The sequence below is a fragment of the Acidovorax sp. CF316 genome, from assembly GCF_000276605.1.
Taxonomy (GTDB): Bacteria; Pseudomonadota; Gammaproteobacteria; order Burkholderiales; family Burkholderiaceae_C; genus Acidovorax.
In genome coordinates, this window is sequence record NZ_AKJX01000104.1 from 1 (window position 1) to 15,750 (window position 15,750).

Sequence of the window (15,750 nt, forward strand, 5' to 3'; positions counted from 1 at the left end):
GGGGGCGTCCCCCTCCCGACTCGCGCAGCGAGTCGAGAGAGGGGTGAAGGCGCGAAGCGACTCAGGGGGTGTCAGCCAAAGTTCACCCAGTGGTTGTCCATGCGCGCGCCGGCCAGTTCCTTGGCATGCGCGTGCGTGAACGGGCTGGGGGCGCGCGCATCTTCCAGGGAGTGCGAGACCCCGGCGGCCCACAGGCGGCCGCTGCCTACCGCCAGTGCGCAGACCTCCTCCAGCCCCACCAGGCCGCGCCACTGGCCGTCGGGTGTGAAGGTGGCCACGCCCTGGCTGCGCGGGCAGCTCACGGCCCAGCCCTCGGCGGTGCTGGCGATGCTGCCGCCATAGCCGGCCATCGACTGGCCGGACGGGCACAAGCGCAGCGCCTTGCCATCAAAGAGCGCGAGGATGGGCGCAGCCGCCTTGTCCGCCGCGTCTCCGTGCTCGGCCTGCAGGGCGATGCCCAGCACCGTGCGCTCGGCGTTCCATGCCAGGTGGCGCAGGCTCAGGCGCGCATCGGGCAGGCGCCACTGGCCCTGCAACTCGCCGCTGTCACCGTGCAGCCGCACGATGCTCGAATCCATGGTGTGCAGGTCGCGCTTGGTGCGGCCGGTTTCGGGGGCCGTGGGCACGCCGCCGTTGGCCACGATCAGCGTGGGCTTTGCGCCCTTGGCGGCAGGGGCCCAGATCAGCTCGTGCGCGTCAATGCCGTGCGTCGCCCACTCGTCCACGGTCTCCAGGCTGCGCGCGTCGCGCCGTGCCACCAGGCTGGCGCCCGTGTCCACGTCGGTTTCGGTGGTGTAGAGGGTGCGGCCATCGGCGCTGGCGATCACATGGCCGTTGAAGGAGCGCGTGGCATCGACCCAGTGCCATTGCGCCTTGTCGGCGGGCTGGCCCGGGTGCCAGCGCACCAGCCAGTCGCCGGGGCGGCGCGCGGTGGCGACCATGCTGCCATCGGGCAACTGGCTGAGGCCGTGGGCGCGTGTGGGCACTTCCAGCACGTGGCGTGCGCGCAGCGGCGAAGGGCCGCCGGCCTGGGCTGCCAGCACGCCGATGCGGTAGCTGCCATCGGCCTCCTGCCAGGCGCCCAACAGCTGCATCTCCAAACCCCGGGGTGCGGCATGCGCAGCCAGGGGCATGGCCCCCAGGCTGCCCATCAGCACCAGGGCCTGGCGGCGGCTCAACGATGCGTGCACCTCAGTCTCCGTCTGCGTCGGAGAAGCCGATGCTCACCTGCAGCGCCGGGGCAATTTCCGCTTCGGCCAGGCGCTTGAGCGTGGCCAGCTCCCTGGAGGCCTGCAGCACCCGCTCGCCGCCGGCCTTGCCAGTGGCGCCGGACTGGTCGATGGCCTGCAAGGCCTTGTCCACGCGCTGCGTGGTGGCCAGCAGCTGGTCGGCCAGCGGGTTCAGGCCGCGGCCGCGCAAATAGGTCTCCAGCGGCACCAGGGCCTCGCCGGGTGTGGGCGTGGCGGCGCTGTCGGGCAGCACGGCCAGGTTGCGCAGGGCATTCCACTCGGCCTTCCAGGCGGCAGAGGCCTGGCCGCTGGCGGCACGCGGGTACTCGGGCGGGCGCGTGCCCTGGGCGGCGCGCAGCGGCTTTTCCATGTGCGCCCAGCGCAGGCGCTCGATGCCGCCCACCCACTGGTTGATGAACTCGCCCATGGCCGCGGTGGAGCGCTCCTGCTCGTCCTCGGCCGCCCAGTCGGTGCCGGCAGCGGTGTCGAAGGCGCTGGCCACAGCCACGGCCTCGCGCTCGATGTCCAGCGCCACTTCCACGGCGTAGCTGCAGGCAGCCGATGCCGGGGCAACGGGTTGCGTCCACAGCAGCCATTCCAGTGCCGGCAGGCCCTTGGCAGGCGTGCCGATGCGCTCGAAGGCCTGGGCGCCCTGGGGCTGGGTCTTGATGGCGCGCTCGATGAGGGCTGGGCGCGTGGGCGCAAAGTCCATCTGCCGCTGGGTGCGGCGCGCGATCACGGGGCCCACGGCCACGGCGCCCAAAGTCTCCCAGGCCATCATGCTGCGCTGCCAGGCGCTGCGGGCGTTGGCCAAAGCGGCTTGCGATTGCCCAGCCGGTGCCTCGCACAGCGCGCGCACGGCCGGTGCCAGCGCCTGTGCCGCCGTGGCGAGTTCCTGTGCACGCGGCTTGCCCCAGTGGCCGTACAGGCTCTGCAGTGCATGCGTGGTGTCGTAGAAAGGCACGGCGTTGAGCTTCCAGCCGGTCTGGGCCTGGGCAGGCAGCAGCAGTGCGCCCAGGGCCAGGGCGACCGCGGCGGCGCGAAGGGGTTGGTGTTTCATAGCGACTCCACGAACTTGACCAGCGCGTCGCGCTCGGCCTTGTTCATCTTGAGAACCTTGTCCTTGGCGGCCTCGGCCTCGCCGCCGTGCCACAGCACGGCCTCGAGCACGCCGCGGGCGCGGCCGTCGTGCAGCAGCCGGGTATGGCCGTTCACGTCCTTGATCAGGCCCGTGCCCCACAGCGGCGGGGTCTTCCACTGCCGGCCATTGGCGGCGAAGTCGGGCCGGTTGTCGGCCAGGCGCTCGCCCATGTCGTGTAGCAGCATGTCGGTGTACGGCCAGATGCGCTGGCCCGACAGTGCCTTGCTCGTCAGGTGTGGGAAGGGGCCTTCCTTGGTGACGTAGCTCGGCCGGTGGCAGGTGGCGCACTGGGCCTGCGCGAACAGCGCCTGGCCGCGCAGCACCTGGGCGTCCTTGGGGTTGCGCCGTGCGGGCGGTGCCAGCGTGGCCTGGTAGAAGACCACGTCGTCAAAGGTCTTGTCGTCGATCTCCACGCCGGGCTGGCCCTGCGCGGCGGCGCTCTTGCCGCTCGGTGCGGCCAGGCAATCCTTTTGCGTGGGCGTGCAGGTCTCGTTGGCGAAGTGCCTGGAGGTGATGCCCATGTCGCCCTGGAAGGCGCCGCCGGTCTGGTGCGCGATGGTTGCGACGTTGCCCTTCCAGCCGAAGCGGCCGAGCATCATCTGGCCCGAGGGCGCGTCCCACACCCGGTTGGGCACGCCCTTGATCGGGCCGCCGGCCGCAGCTTGGTCGGCCGCGTTGGCCAGGATGTCGGCTTCGGCAATGGCTTCGAGCAGGCCCACGCCGATGATCTGCGGCGCGATGCGCGGGCTGGCCATGATCTCAGGGTGCATCGGGCCGTAGCCCAGGTCGGCAAAGCCGTAGCTCGGGTCGAGCAGTTCGTAGCGCGTGCCATCGGCGAATTGGCCCTTGATGGTCTTGTAGCGCAGGGTCACACGGCCCTCGGGCTTGACGCCCTGCACGCCCGCGTTGTTGAACTGGTCGCCATACACCGGGTCGTGCTTGGGTCCGCCATGGGCGTCCGCGCCGGGGATGGACAGGCGGATCAACAAGGCCACGGTCGGGTCCTTGGTATCGCCCAGGCGGTTGAAGATGGCTGGCGGTTCGCCCCGGCCGTCCTGCACATGGCAGCCACCGCACGAGCGCGCGATGAAGTGCGGACCCAGGCCGTCGCGCGCCTTGGTGGAGGCCGGTGCCTCGACCCAGTTGCGGCGGAAGAACGAATTGCCGATCACGAAGCGCGTACGCTCCGCATCGTCCAGGTTGGCGGCCGGGAAGGAAAAGGCATTGCGGCCCGTGGCGAACACCGTGGTGTTGCCACCGACCTTCTCGCCGAGCGGGTCGGCGGGCGTGTCGGCCATGAGGCCGCCCAGGGCCGCAAGGCCGATACTGGCAACCGCCAGGCGCAGGGCGCGCCGGCGGTAAGGGGCTTGCAAAGAAAACATGGAACGAAAGGAAAGCGCAGGGAGCCTCAGGGTTGCACCAGCGTGAGCTTGGTGATGCCGATGGCGTTCGCGGCTTCCACGAGGTCCTTGCTTTGTTGGGTCAGGCTGTCGATGGTCTTCTGGATGCGCTGGCGCCCTGGCGCGTCCTTGCCGCCGATGATCTCACGGTCGAACGGTGCCTGGATGCCTTCGGCCGCTGCCACCGAGGCGGCGATCTGCCTGGTGGTCTTGTCGGCCAGTGCCGGGTTCTTGGCGGCGACCAGGTCGCGCAGCGATGCGCCCTTGACCAGGCTGCCGTCGGCGCGCTGGTACTCGCCCAGCCACACGTTCTGGATGCCCTTGGCATTGGTCACGGCGTCGCGGTGCGTGTTGTCCGAGAAGCACGAATGCTCGTCTTCCTGGTCCTGGCTGTTCAGCGCCACTTCCAGGCGTTCGCCGGCCAGCTCGCCGCGCGACAGCGAGCCCAGGCCCACCAGCATCTTGCGCACCGATTCCATGTTGCCCTTGGTGAACTTGGCGCGGTAGTTGGACTTGGCCTCGGGCGCCCAGGACTTCACGAGGAAGGACAGATCGTCGATCAGCAGCTCGGTCACCACGTTCAGGTACTGGCGGCGGCGGTCGGCGTTGGGCTTCTTGCCGTCCACGAAGTCCTCGAAATTGCGGTTGCCCGGACCGGTTTCGGACAGGTCCTGGCCCCACAGCAGGAACTCGATGGCGTGCCAGCCGGTGGCGATGTTCTCCTCGCCGCCGCGCTCGTTCTGTGCCGCCAGCGCCTTCTTGGTGATGGCGATCTTGCGGTTGTTGATCAGGCCGGCCTTGGGCTTGCCTTCGACGCTGTCCACGTAGGACTCGTCCATGGGCCAGGCATTGATCTGGCCTTCGGGGCCCTTGTCGTCGTCGATGGGGCCGCCGTAGAAACGGAAGGCTTCGGTCTGGCCGTAGAACTCGCGTGCGGCCAGCCAGGTCTTGCGGGCCTCGGCCAGGGTCTCGGCCGACGGCTGGGCCGTGAAGGCCTTGATCGCGGCCTGCATGGACTTGGCGCTGCTCAGCGTGTCTTCGTAGTTGGCATGCACCAGCGTGGCGTACTGTGCTGCCACCGCGGCGGGCGTCACGGCCTGCTGGGCCTGGGCGGCCGTGCCCTGCGCCTGCGCCACGCCCATCAGGCCCAGGGGGCTGGCGGCGATCAGGGCCGCGAGGGCGGTGGTGTGCAACAGCTTGGTTTTCATGCGTTTCTCCTCAAACAACGAAGACGGGTGACAAGGCAGACATGCCGGGAACGGTCCGGTCCGGCAAGGCGCCAGGCCGTGGGAAGTCCGGTGGGTGTCGGTGGGGCGCAAGCCCGGAGGGAAGGGACGCGCCGCAGTGCAGGCATCCCTTGATCGCAGTGATTATAAGAATGGGTTTTATTTGCATTGGTGCGGGAAGGGGATTTCCCTGACCTGCAGGTGCGGCTTGCACCCCCCGAAAAGGAGCGGGGCCCTGCATCGCTGCAGGGCCCCGTCCCGCCGCGCCAGGCGCGGCATCCCATGACTTGTGGCGAACCTTCGTCGATCAGCCCAGGCGTGGCTGGCTCGGCGTTGCGGTGAGGTAGCCCACCGCGGCGCCGGCCTTGTTCTTGTAGTTGGCGATGATCAGCGGATCCAGCGTGGGCTTGACCACGTTGTGGATGGCGCCCCAGTCACCGGCGTGCTGGAAGTTGCTCATGATGTAGGTCCAGCCGTTGATCTCGTCCACGGCATGCAGGCCCGTGGATTCGCCGCCGGCGGGGATGGACATCAGGCGCGACAGCTGCTTGGTGTCCACGTTGTAGGCCCACAGGAAGTTGTTCACGTGCTGGCCGCTGTCCTCGCCGATGAACAGGGTGCGCATCTTTTCCGAGAACTTGAGGTTGTCGGGGTTGCCGATGGTGTTCGGGTTGGCGGTGTTGCCCAGGGCGTCGGCGCTGATGTCCTCGCCGACCAGCAGGGCCTTGGTGTCCACGGGCATCCACTCGCTGTTGATGTTGGAACCGGCCGTGTCCTTCTGGCCGCCGCGCAGGTTCAGCGCCATCACGGCACCGGCGTTGATCGCCTTGGGCACGGACACGCCGTTGCCCGCCACGTTCAGCGCATTGCCGGCCACCATCGAGGTCTGCACGTTCTGCAGCGCCGAGTAGGCGATCTTGTCCTTGGCGTTGACGGTGGTGCCTTCCATCTTGGTGAAACCCATGCTGGCGCCCACGAAGGCGGCGTAGCGGTGGGTTTCCAGGAAGGCGGCGGCCTTTTCCATGCCGGGCTTGAGCTTGATCCACTCTTCCTTGCCGTTGGCGACGATGCGGGTGTAGCTGGCGTCGTTCGGGTTGGTGGTGGCCACGGTCATGATGTCCGTGGGCTTGAGCGTGTTGGCCAGGGCCTCGATCTCGGCGCTGTTGGCCGAGCCGAGCTTGATCCAGGTCAGCGGCGCGCCGGCGGTGGCCTTGGCGTCGACGGTGAAGCCGGCGCCGACCTTGGCGGCGTACAGCGTGCCCGAGGACAGGTCTTTTTCCTTGTCGGCCACGAACACGAAGTAGGCGCTGTTGGTGGCGTCGTCACCCATCAGGGCCGTGCGCTGGTCGGGCATGACCTGCACCAGCTCGTGCGAGATGCGGCCCATGCAGAAATGCTTCTTGATGCTGGCGGTGCCGTCGGCGTTCACCGTCACTTCGGGCATGTGGCCGTAGTGGTAGGGGTTGGCACGGCTCGCGTCGCCGTACAGGTTCTTGCTGTAGGCCTGGAACTGGGTGTTGCCGGCGATGGTGAAGGCATCGGGTTCGTACTCTTCGCTCGACAGGTGGGTGCCCCAGGGCGAGAGGCTGGCACCGCAGGTGATCCACAGGCCGTGCACCTTGGAGGTGTCCACGTTGTGGTACTTCACCAGGGCGAGCTTGCCGGTGTTCGGGTCCTGGTCCAGCGTGAGCACGGCGATGGGCGAGGGCAGCTTGCCGTACATGTCGGTCTTGCCGTCCTGGGCCCAGGTGGTGTATTCGAACTGCACCACGGCGAAGACGTGGTTGCCCTTGACTCCGTCGACCTTGGCATTGGGCACGGTCAGCAGCGAGGTGCCGTCCGGGGCGTCGGAGAAGAACTGGCGCTCCTTGCCGGCCACCGAGGTGTCGATGATGGGCTGGTTGTTGATGTCGTAGTAGCTGCCGGCCAGGATCTGGCCGCCCTTGACATTGGCCACCGAGTCGCCGGTGATGAAGAAGGGCTGGTAGGCCAGCGCATAGCTCTTCACCGAGTTGTCGCTCAGCGTGACCTGCATGGTCGAGCCCACGGTGTTGGTGGCCATGGCCGCCGGGTTGGCCAGCGTGGGCGCGGCCATCGAGGTGAAGGCGGTGGACACATAGCTTGCGTCGTCGCCGCCGCCGCAGGCGGTCAGCAGCGCTGCGGCAGCGCCACCGGTGGTCAGGGGAAGCAGGGGTATGCCGGCCAGGAATTGGAGGGCCTGGCGGCGCGAAGGGATGGACGCAGAGGTCATGGAGTGCAGCTTCCGTGGTTTGTTATATGGGTTTTTATGGAGAGCGGCCCGGCGCCCTTGCACCCCGCAGGCAGGGCCAGGCAACCGGACCGCTCTCTTGGTGCCGGATGCTAAGCACACTGTGTGACAGCCATTTGACGGTGCCGTGGCGGCCGGTCGACAGCCCGCTGAATCGCCCTGCGCGCCGAGTGCTCTTGCGTCACGGATCGGTCATATGCGCTTCCTAGACTGCCCACTTCCCATGACCAACCAATACCACGAGGAGTGCGGCTCTCATGAGCAAAACTATTTCTGACAAGGTCGTTCGCAACGACGCTGGCAACACCCCCTTCAGCGCCATCTTGGAAGTCCAGCTGTCACGCCGCACTGTCACGCGCGGTGGCCTGAGCGCGGCGCTGGCCCTGCTGACCGGCACCAGCCTTTCCGCCTGCGGCGGCAGCGACGACGAGCCGCTGAAGCTGGGCTTCAGCTCGCTGGCCAACTCCATGACCGACGCCTGCGTGGTGCCTCCAGGCTATGTGGCCCAGGTGCTGGGCGCCTGGGGCACGCCGCTCAACGACAGCGCTGCCGAGTGGGACCGCGACGGCAAGAACACCTCCAGGGACCTGCTCAACTCCACCGGCATGCACCACGACGGCATGCACTACTTCCCGCTCGACGGCAGCTCCAGCGAAGGCCTGCTGGTGGTCAACCACGAGTACATCGACGAGAAGGCCCTGCACCCCGCCGGCCCGACCACGGTGAACAACAAACGCCCCGCCGAGGAAGTGCGCAAGGAAGTCAACGCCCACGGCGTGGCGGTGATGCACATTCGCAAGACCGGCAACGCCTGGGCCATCGTCAAGAACTCGCGTTACAACCGCCGCTTCACCTCGGCCACGCCGATGGCGCTGGCCGGCCCGGTCGGCGGCACCGACTGGGTCAAGACGCCGTATTCGCCCACCGGCACCACGGTGCGTGGCACCAACAACAACTGCGGCAACGGCACCACGCCCTGGGGCACCTACATTACCGCCGAGGAAAACTGGGCGGCCTGCTTCGTCAACACCAATGCATCGGGCCTGCCCGCGCACCAGGCGCGCGTGGGCGTGCCCACGGCTGCCGGCCGCTACAAGTGGGAAACCGCTGCTGGGGATACCACCGAAGTGCAGGGCGAGTTCGCGCGCTTCAACGTCACCCCCAGCGGCACCAGCGCACTGAACGACTGGCGCAATGAGGTCAACGGCTTCGGCTACCTGGTCGAGATCGACCCCTACAACCCCGACAGCGTGGCCACCAAGCGCACGGCCATGGGCCGCTTCGCGCACGAAGGCGCGGCCTATGGCAAGCCCGAGTCGGGCAAGCCGCTGGCGTTCTACAGCGGCGATGACTCGCGCTTCGAGTACATCTACCGTTTCGTGTCCGATGCCAACTGGGACCCGGCCGATGCACGCCGCACCGACCGCCTGGCCGTGGGCACCAAGTACCTGGACAAGGGCACGCTGTACGCCGCGCGCTTCAACGAAGACGGCTCGGGCACCTGGCTGCCGCTGACGCTGGCCAGCGTAGGCAAGGACGGCACGCGCCTGGGCGACAAGTACAAGACGATCGACGAGATCCTGATCAACACCCGCGCCGCGGCCGACTTCGTGGGCGCCACGCCCATGGACCGCCCCGAGTGGACGGCCGTGCACCCCTCCAACGGCGATGTGTACGTGACGCTGACCAACAACACCAGCCGCAATGCCACCACCGGCACCAACGCTGCCAACCCGCGCCTGAACAACGCCAACGGCCACATCGTGCGCTGGCACGACACGCCCAATGCGAACACCTTCAAGTGGGAGATCTTCGTGTTCGGCTCCGAATCCGGCGCTGCCGCAGACACCAACCGCTCGGGCCTGACGGCGCTGAACCAGCTGGCCAGCCCCGACGGCCTGGCCTTCGACGACCGCGGCATCATGTGGATCCAGACCGACAACGGCATCGACGGTGGCCGCAACAACGCCGTGGCCCGCTCCACCAACGACCAGATGCTGGCCGTGATCCCCGGCGCCATGACCACCGACAGCAAGGGAACGGGCCCGGTCATCAACGCCCAGAACCAGGGCGACCTGCGCCGCTTCTTCGTCGGCCCCAACGAAGCCGAGATCACCGGCTTTGCCTACACGCCGGACTACAGGACCATCTTCCTGAACATCCAGCACCCGGTGAACTGGCCGGCCTACGGCACCAGCGACGCCACGACCGCCCCGACGGGCAGCGTGCGCCCCCGCTCTTCCACCGTGGTCATCCAGAAGGCAGACGGCGGCCCCATCGGGGTGTGACGGGGCGCTTTTTGCAGTAAGCCCTTGCAGGCTGTCACGCGCAGGCGTGGCAGCCTTTTTTCTTGCGTGCCTGCCTGGCGGCAGGCCGGGGTGCTTCAGTAGTCGGAGCCGTACGGCGATGGTGGCCGCGCGCGCGACGTGGACCCGGAGGCCGGTGCGGAACCGCCGCTGCCGCCTGGTGCCGCGGGGTAGGTGATCTGCCCGCTGCCATCCTTGCTGCCCTTGCGCCCGGCGATCTGCCAGGCCGTGCGCTGGTCCACAAGCTTGGCCAGGAACTCGAGTTCCTCGTCCGTATGGTTGATGGCACCGGCCGGCGTCAGCATGCGGCCGCTGCGCGGCGCCACCTCGGCCCAGAAGGCCTGGTGGTAGGACGCCTGGCTGACGACGGATTCGCCGCCGGCCGCGATGTCCACGGTGCCGTAGCAGTTGCAGAAGTAGCTGCGAAAGTCCTGCTCAGGGAACACCTCGGCATACACCCCCGTGCCGCGGATGCCGGCCGTGGCCGTGGGCATGACCACCTGGCGCTCGCTGCCGCGCCCCCAGACGCTGGCCACTGCGCCCGTCAGCAGGCGCAGCACCTTCACCGCGGTGGGGGTATCGCCTTCGAGCGACATGCGCGTGTTCTGGCGCACCATGAAGGCGTCCTTGCCGACGGTGAAGACCACGGTGGAGCCCGGCCCGGTCTCGATCCGGTCACCGGGCGCGATGGCTTCGCCCGCGGCCAGGGCCTGGCCGTTGCGGCGCACGTCGCCACGCGCCTCCACCACGTTGCGGCCCTGCTGCGCGTGTGCCGCCGTGAATCCGCCGGCCGCCGTCCAGGCTGCGGCCGCCTGCAACAGGCTGCGCCTTTGGTACCAGACGATTTCGTCCTCAGTGCGGCCCTGGAGCTGGTGCTGGCTGTTCGTCATGGGATTCCTCCGATGAGGGTTTGGCAGGCGGTTCGAAGCAATCGCGGAAAGTGAACACGATGGAGGTGAAGAACATCGCCGCCAGCATCATGGCTGTGCCGACCATGATGCCGCTCGCGGCCGCGCCCAGCCCCAGCGCCACCATGAGGCCCGATGCAAGGGCCACGACCACGCCGGCCATCAGGAACACGCCCATCCAGCCCAGGCCGAAGACGAGGAAGGCGCCAAAGTTGCGCACGCAGGCCACCAGGCTGAAGAACAGGGCCTTCACGGGAGGGACACCGTGCCAGTGCACCAGCCCCGGCGCATGCCAGAAGGTCAGCGACAGCGGCAGGTACAGCAGCATCGACAGCCACATGGCGGCCTGGAACGCGCCGTTCTCGGCCACTTCGCGCTTGAGCGGCGTGCCGCCCAGGTAGACGCTGGCGAACAGGCCGCCGTCGATCAGCGCCGACAGCCCCATGATGGAGAGAAAGCCCACGGCGTACAGGGCGCCCAGCACCAGCATGTCGCGCAGGCGCTGCTGGCCGGTGCGAAACGCCACCAGCAGCACGGCGGGGGTGGGAAAGCGCCCCATCGTGGTCTCGGCCGCCGCCACCATCATGGCCAGCGTGGCCGAAGGCAGCAGGGCCAGCGCGATGGCCGGGCCAACCAGGGGCACCAAGCTGGCCAGCGACATGGCGGCCATGGTCATGAAGAACAACGCCGCCAGCGCCATGGGTTGGCGCCAGAACGACCGGACGCCGAGCTGTACCCAGGTCATGCCGGTGCGGGCGGGGACGATGTTGAGTTTCATGGGGACAGAGGGCTGCTCGGGACAACGGCCCGTGTGTTCGGGCCTGGCGGATGGGTGGGGGAGACAGTGCCGAATTTACCCCAGCCCACCATGGCCGGGGCCGCATGGGGGCTTGCGAAAGTCCTCCAGGGCGTGACATTCCTCGCGGAATGCCGGTTCAGGCCGGTTTTTGGGGGGCGAAGGGTGCTCAGCCGGCATGCACGGGCTGCGCAATGCGCCCGCGCAGCACGCGCTCGAAGTGGGTCGGGTCGTGCGGTTTGAGCATGGAGGCCTCGCGCGGCAGGTAAAAATCCCACAGCCGCGAGATCCAGAAGCGCAGGGCGCCGGCGCGCAGCAGGGCCGGCAGCAGTTCGCGCTCGGCTGCCGTGAGCGGGCGTACCGCCTGGTAGGCATCGAGCATGCGCCGCGCGCGCTCAGGGTCGTGGGCGCCCGTGGGCAGGTCGATGCACCAGTCGTTCAGGCACACGGCCAGGTCGAACAGCCAGGTGTCGACGCCGGCAAAGTAGAAGTCGAAGAAGCCGGTGAGCTCCTCGCCGTCGAACATCACGTTGTCGCGGAACAGGTCGGCATGCACCGGCCCGGTGGGCAGGGCGGTGTAGGCCGAGGAGGCCGCCACGTGGTTCTGGTAGGCCAGTTCCGAGCGCAGCAGCGCTGCCTGGCTGGCATCGAGGTGCGGCAGCACCACGGGTACCGTCTCGTTCCACCAGGCCAGGCCGCGCAGGTTGGGCTGGTGGCGGTCGTAACCGCGGCCCGCCAGGTGCATGCGCGCCAGCATGGTGCCCACGGCGGCGCAGTGCACCGGGCCGGGGGCCAGCTGGCTCTTGCCGCGCAGCTTGCTCACCACGGCGGCCGGCTTGCCGCACACGCTGTGCAGGATGTCGCCGTTGCCGTCGCCACGCGGGTCGGGCACGGGCACGCCGCCATGCGCCAGGTGCTTCATCAGGTGCAGGTAGAACGGCAACTGCTCGGCCGTGAGGCGCTCGAACAGCGTCAGCACGAACTCGCCCTGGTCGCTGGTCAGGAAATAGTTGGTGTTCTCGATCCCGCCTTCGATGCCGCGCAGTGCGACCAGCTCGCCGAGGTTCAGGCGGCGCAGCAGTGCGCGCGCCTCTTCATTGGAGACTTCAGTGAAAACGGCCATCGCTCAGCGGGGAAAGTGCGGAAAAGGGGAATAACAGGGGGGCGGCGCGCGCAGCGCGCAGGCGCCAGGCGGTCAGAACTTCAGGACGTTCCAGACTCGGGGGGCGGTGTTGGTCTCGGCACCGTTCAAGGCGCCGGTGCGGCCGCGCGCGCCGTCGGGCGACTGCACTTCGTAGCTGGGCATGTTGCCGGTCTTGGGCTGCACGTTGATGCTCTGCGTCTGGCCGCCCACGCGCAGTTCGTCGACGCGGCTGCCCGCGTCCTCGATCTGGATGCGTTCGGTGCGCTGGTTGGTGCGCCCGGACAGGGATTCGGGCGTGGTGAGCGCCTCGCCTTGCCGGGGGGCGCCCACGGGGGCATTCTGGCCAGGGGTCTGGGCCAGTACGGGGCCGCCGGCCAGGGCCAGCAGCAGGGAGAGGTGAACAGCGCGCATGGCCTGATTGTAGAGCGCCCCGCGCACGGGTGCCGCAGGGGCTTTGGCCGTGCACAATGGCTCCCCATGAGCAATAAAAAGACCCTGGTGCTGGTGGACGGCTCCAGCTATCTGTACCGCGCCTACCACGCCATGCCCGACCTGCGGGCCGTGCCGGGCGATCCCACGAGCGCGGCCACGGGCGCCATCCGCGGCATGATCAACATGATGCAGGCCCTGCGCAAGGAAGTGCATGCCGACTATGCGGCCTGCATCTTCGACGCCAGCGGACCGACCTTCCGCGACGAGATCTACCCCGAGTACAAGGCGCAGCGCGCGCCCATGCCCGATGACCTGCGCGCGCAGATCGATCCCATCCACGAGGTGGTGCGCATGCTCGGGTGGACGGTGCTGGCCATTCCGGGCGTGGAGGCCGACGACGTGATCGGCACCCTGGCCGTGACCGCGGCCAGCCAGGGCGTCGACGTCGTGGTCTCCAGCGGCGACAAGGACCTGTCGCAGCTGGTGGACGAGCACATCACCATCATCGACACCATGAACGGCAAGCGCCGCGACGTGGCCGGCGTGACGGCCGAGTTCGGCGTGCCCCCGCACCTGATGGTGGACTACCAGACCCTGGTGGGCGACACCGTGGACAACGTGCCCGGCGTGCCCAAGGTGGGCCCCAAGACGGCGGCCAAGTGGCTCATGGAATACGGTTCGCTGGCCGAACTGGTGGCGCGCGCCCACGAGATCAAGGGCGTGGCCGGCGAGAACCTGCGCAACACGCTCGACTGGCTGCCCACGGGCCGCAAGCTGGTGACCATCCGCACCGACTGCGACCTGGTCGAGCACATCGTGGGCCTGCCCGCGCTCGACGCCATCGTGATCGGCGAGCAGCAGGTGGATGGATTGCGCGGGTTCTATGAAAAGTACGGTTTCAAGGGCCTGGCGCGGGCCCTCGGGGGGCCTGCCGCCGAGCCTGCTGTCGAGCCCACGCCCGCTGCCCGCAAGAAAGCCGGTGGCGATACCGACACCGCCGACCTGTTCGCCGAGCCGGCCGAGGGGGGTGTAGACGGCACTCCGGCCGCTGTGGAAAAGCCAGCCCGCAACGAGCGCTACGAGACCATCCTGACCTGGGATCAGTTCGACCGCTGGCTCGCCACGCTGCATGTGGCGCCACTGACGGCGCTGGACACCGAGACCACCTCGCTCGACGAGATGCGCGCCGAGATCGTGGGCATCAGCTTCAGCGTGGAGCCGGGCGCGGCCGCCTACGTCCCGCTGCGCCACGAGGGGCCCGACGCGCCCGTGCAACTGCCCTTCGACGAGGTGCTGGCGCGCCTCAAGCCCTGGCTGCAGGACCCGCGCCACCTGAAGCTGGGCCAGCACATCAAGTACGACCGCCATGTGTTCGCCAACCACGGTATCGAGGTGCAGGGCTATGTGCACGACACCATGCTGCAAAGCTACGTGCTCGAAGTGCACAAGCCCCACGGCCTGGCCAGCCTGGCCGACCGCCACCTGGGGCGCAGCGGTATCAGCTACGAAGACCTGTGCGGCAAGGGTGCGCACCAGATCCCCTTTGCCCAGGTCGATGTGGCCAAGGCCGCCGAGTACTCGTGCGAGGACTCCGACCAGACCCTGGACGTGCACAAGGCCCTGTGGCCCCTGCTCGAAGCCAACGACAAGCTGCGCGCCATCTACGAACTGGAGATGGCCAGCAGCGAGGCCCTGTACCGCATCGAGCGCAACGGCGTGCTGATCGATGCCCCCACGCTGGCCAACCAGAGCCACGAGCTGGGCCAGCGCATCGTGCAGCTGGAGACCGAGGCCTACGAGATCGCGGGCCAGCCATTCAACCTGAGCAGCCCCAAGCAGCTCGGCGAGATCTTCTTCGACAAGCTCGGGATGCCCGTGGTCAAGAAGACCGCCACCGGCGCGCGCAGCACCGACGAAGAGGTGTTGGAGAAGCTCGCCGAGGACTACCCGCTGCCCGCCAAGCTGCTGGAGCACCGTGGCCTGGTCAAGCTCAAGGGCACCTACACCGACAAGCTGGCCCAGCTGGCGCTGCCGCGCACGGGCCGGGTGCACACCCACTATGCGCAGGCCGTGGCCGTCACCGGGCGGCTGTCGAGCAACGACCCCAACCTGCAGAACATTCCCATTCGCACGCCCGAAGGCCGGCGCGTGCGCGAGGCCTTCGTGGCACCGGCGGGCAGCGTGATCGCCAGCGCCGACTACTCGCAGATCGAGCTGCGCATCATGGCCCACATCAGCGGCGACCACTCGCTGCTGCACGCCTTCCATGCGGGCCTGGATGTGCACCGTGCCACCGCGGCCGAAGTGTTCGGCGTGGAGGTGGACCAGGTCACCAGCGAGCAGCGCCGCTATGCCAAGGTCATCAACTTCGGCCTGATCTACGGCATGAGCAGCTTCGGCCTGGCCAAGAACCTCGGTATCGAGACCAAGGCCGCGGCCGCCTACATCGACAAGTACTTCCAGCGCTACCCCGGCGTCAAGCAGTACATGGACGAGACCAAGGCCGCCGCCAAGTCCATGGGCTATGTGGAGACGGTGTTCGGCCGGCGCCTGTACCTGCCCGAGATCAACTCGCCCAACGGCCCACGCCGCAGCGGCGCCGAGCGCGCGGCCATCAACGCGCCGATGCAGGGCACGGCGGCCGACCTGATCAAGATGGCCATGGTGGCGGTGCAGAAGGAACTCGACGCGCACAAGCCGCAGGTGAAGATGATCATGCAGGTGCACGACGAACTGGTGTTCGAGCTGCCCGAGGGCGAGGTGGACTGGGTGCGCAGCCACATCCCGCGCCTGATGGCCGAGGTGGCGGCACTCAAGGTGCCTCTGCTCGCCGAGGTCGGCGTAGGCCCCAACTGGGACAAGGCGCATTGAGGACCCTTGGCGCTGGTGCGTTCATTGC

Annotated in this window: 11 protein-coding genes; 2 read left to right on the forward strand and 9 right to left on the reverse strand. The window is 68.3% G+C overall.

The annotated features are described in order from the left end of the window. Positions 1-71 precede the first annotated feature (71 nt). The 5 genes from PMI14_RS10990 to PMI14_RS11010 all read right to left on the reverse strand — a co-directional run bounded on the left by PMI14_RS10990 (position 72) and on the right by PMI14_RS11010 (position 7,247). Positions 72-1,190 (reverse strand): DUF1513 domain-containing protein, encoded by a 1,119-nt coding sequence (locus PMI14_RS10990; RefSeq protein ID WP_007854068.1) that lies wholly within the window; start codon positions 1,188-1,190, stop codon positions 72-74. A gap of 1 nt (position 1,191) precedes the next feature. Next, positions 1,192-2,289 (reverse strand): imelysin family protein, encoded by a 1,098-nt coding sequence (locus PMI14_RS10995; RefSeq protein ID WP_007854070.1) that lies wholly within the window; start codon positions 2,287-2,289, stop codon positions 1,192-1,194. Next, positions 2,286-3,752: a di-heme oxidoredictase family protein gene (locus PMI14_RS11000; protein ID WP_007854073.1), complete on the reverse strand. Its 1,467-nt coding sequence runs from the start codon at positions 3,750-3,752 to the stop codon at positions 2,286-2,288. The genes PMI14_RS10995 and PMI14_RS11000 overlap by 4 nt, the downstream gene beginning before the upstream one ends. A 26-nt stretch (positions 3,753-3,778) precedes the next feature. Continuing rightward, on the reverse strand, positions 3,779-4,978 hold the full coding sequence (locus tag PMI14_RS11005; protein WP_007854075.1) for an imelysin family protein: 1,200 nt from the start codon (positions 4,976-4,978) through the stop codon (positions 3,779-3,781). A gap of 325 nt (positions 4,979-5,303) precedes the next feature. Beyond that, the gene (locus tag PMI14_RS11010) at positions 5,304-7,247 is read right to left on the reverse strand and encodes a PhoX family phosphatase (protein WP_007854076.1); all 1,944 of its coding nucleotides are present in this window, start codon (positions 7,245-7,247) and stop codon (positions 5,304-5,306) included. A 275-nt stretch (positions 7,248-7,522) separates the two neighbouring features. On the opposite strand from PMI14_RS11010, the gene PMI14_RS11015 reads away from it, so the two are divergent. Then, a complete protein-coding gene (locus tag PMI14_RS11015) occupies positions 7,523-9,553 on the forward strand; it encodes a PhoX family phosphatase (protein ID WP_007854078.1) in 2,031 nt (676 codons plus the stop codon). Between the two features lie 95 nt (positions 9,554-9,648). Here PMI14_RS11015 and PMI14_RS11020 read toward each other — a convergent pair whose 3' ends face one another. The 4 genes from PMI14_RS11020 to PMI14_RS11035 all read right to left on the reverse strand — a co-directional run bounded on the left by PMI14_RS11020 (position 9,649) and on the right by PMI14_RS11035 (position 12,830). After that, positions 9,649-10,461, reverse strand: a complete 813-nt coding sequence (locus tag PMI14_RS11020; protein ID WP_007854080.1) for a hypothetical protein — start codon at positions 10,459-10,461, stop codon at positions 9,649-9,651. Continuing rightward, positions 10,424-11,257 carry a BPSS1780 family membrane protein gene (locus PMI14_RS11025; RefSeq protein ID WP_007854082.1) on the reverse strand — a complete coding sequence of 278 codons (834 nt, stop codon included), beginning with the start codon at positions 11,255-11,257 and terminating at the stop codon, positions 10,424-10,426. Before PMI14_RS11025 ends, PMI14_RS11020 begins: the two co-directional genes overlap by 38 nt. Positions 11,258-11,444: 187 nt before the next feature. Next, on the reverse strand, positions 11,445-12,398 hold the full coding sequence (locus PMI14_RS11030; RefSeq protein WP_007854084.1) for a homoserine kinase: 954 nt from the start codon (positions 12,396-12,398) through the stop codon (positions 11,445-11,447). A gap of 72 nt (positions 12,399-12,470) precedes the next feature. Further along, positions 12,471-12,830 carry a hypothetical protein gene (locus PMI14_RS11035; protein ID WP_007854086.1) on the reverse strand — a complete coding sequence of 120 codons (360 nt, stop codon included), beginning with the start codon at positions 12,828-12,830 and terminating at the stop codon, positions 12,471-12,473. A gap of 66 nt (positions 12,831-12,896) precedes the next feature. Between PMI14_RS11035 and polA the strand changes: the two genes are divergently transcribed. Further along, positions 12,897-15,722, forward strand: a complete 2,826-nt coding sequence (polA, locus tag PMI14_RS11040) for a DNA polymerase I (RefSeq protein ID WP_007854088.1) — start codon at positions 12,897-12,899, stop codon at positions 15,720-15,722. Positions 15,723-15,750 lie beyond the last annotated feature (28 nt).

What these genes read in the sequence shown, in the direction of transcription:
- PMI14_RS10995 (WP_007854070.1), bottom strand. Translation starts at nt 2,289, where the DNA reads ATGAAACACCAACCCCTTCGCGCCGCCGCGGTCGCCCTGGCCCTGGGC.
- PMI14_RS11005 (WP_007854075.1), bottom strand. Translation starts at nt 4,978, where the DNA reads ATGAAAACCAAGCTGTTGCACACCACCGCCCTCGCGGCCCTGATCGCC.
- PMI14_RS11015 (WP_007854078.1), top strand. Translation starts at nt 7,523, where the DNA reads ATGAGCAAAACTATTTCTGACAAGGTCGTTCGCAACGACGCTGGCAAC.
- PMI14_RS11000 (WP_007854073.1), bottom strand. Translation starts at nt 3,752, where the DNA reads ATGTTTTCTTTGCAAGCCCCTTACCGCCGGCGCGCCCTGCGCCTGGCG.
- PMI14_RS11030 (WP_007854084.1), bottom strand. Translation starts at nt 12,398, where the DNA reads ATGGCCGTTTTCACTGAAGTCTCCAATGAAGAGGCGCGCGCACTGCTG.
- PMI14_RS11025 (WP_007854082.1), bottom strand. Translation starts at nt 11,257, where the DNA reads ATGAAACTCAACATCGTCCCCGCCCGCACCGGCATGACCTGGGTACAG.
- polA (WP_007854088.1), top strand. Translation starts at nt 12,897, where the DNA reads ATGAGCAATAAAAAGACCCTGGTGCTGGTGGACGGCTCCAGCTATCTG.
- PMI14_RS11020 (WP_007854080.1), bottom strand. Translation starts at nt 10,461, where the DNA reads ATGACGAACAGCCAGCACCAGCTCCAGGGCCGCACTGAGGACGAAATC.
- PMI14_RS11035 (WP_007854086.1), bottom strand. Translation starts at nt 12,830, where the DNA reads ATGCGCGCTGTTCACCTCTCCCTGCTGCTGGCCCTGGCCGGCGGCCCC.
- PMI14_RS11010 (WP_007854076.1), bottom strand. Translation starts at nt 7,247, where the DNA reads ATGACCTCTGCGTCCATCCCTTCGCGCCGCCAGGCCCTCCAATTCCTG.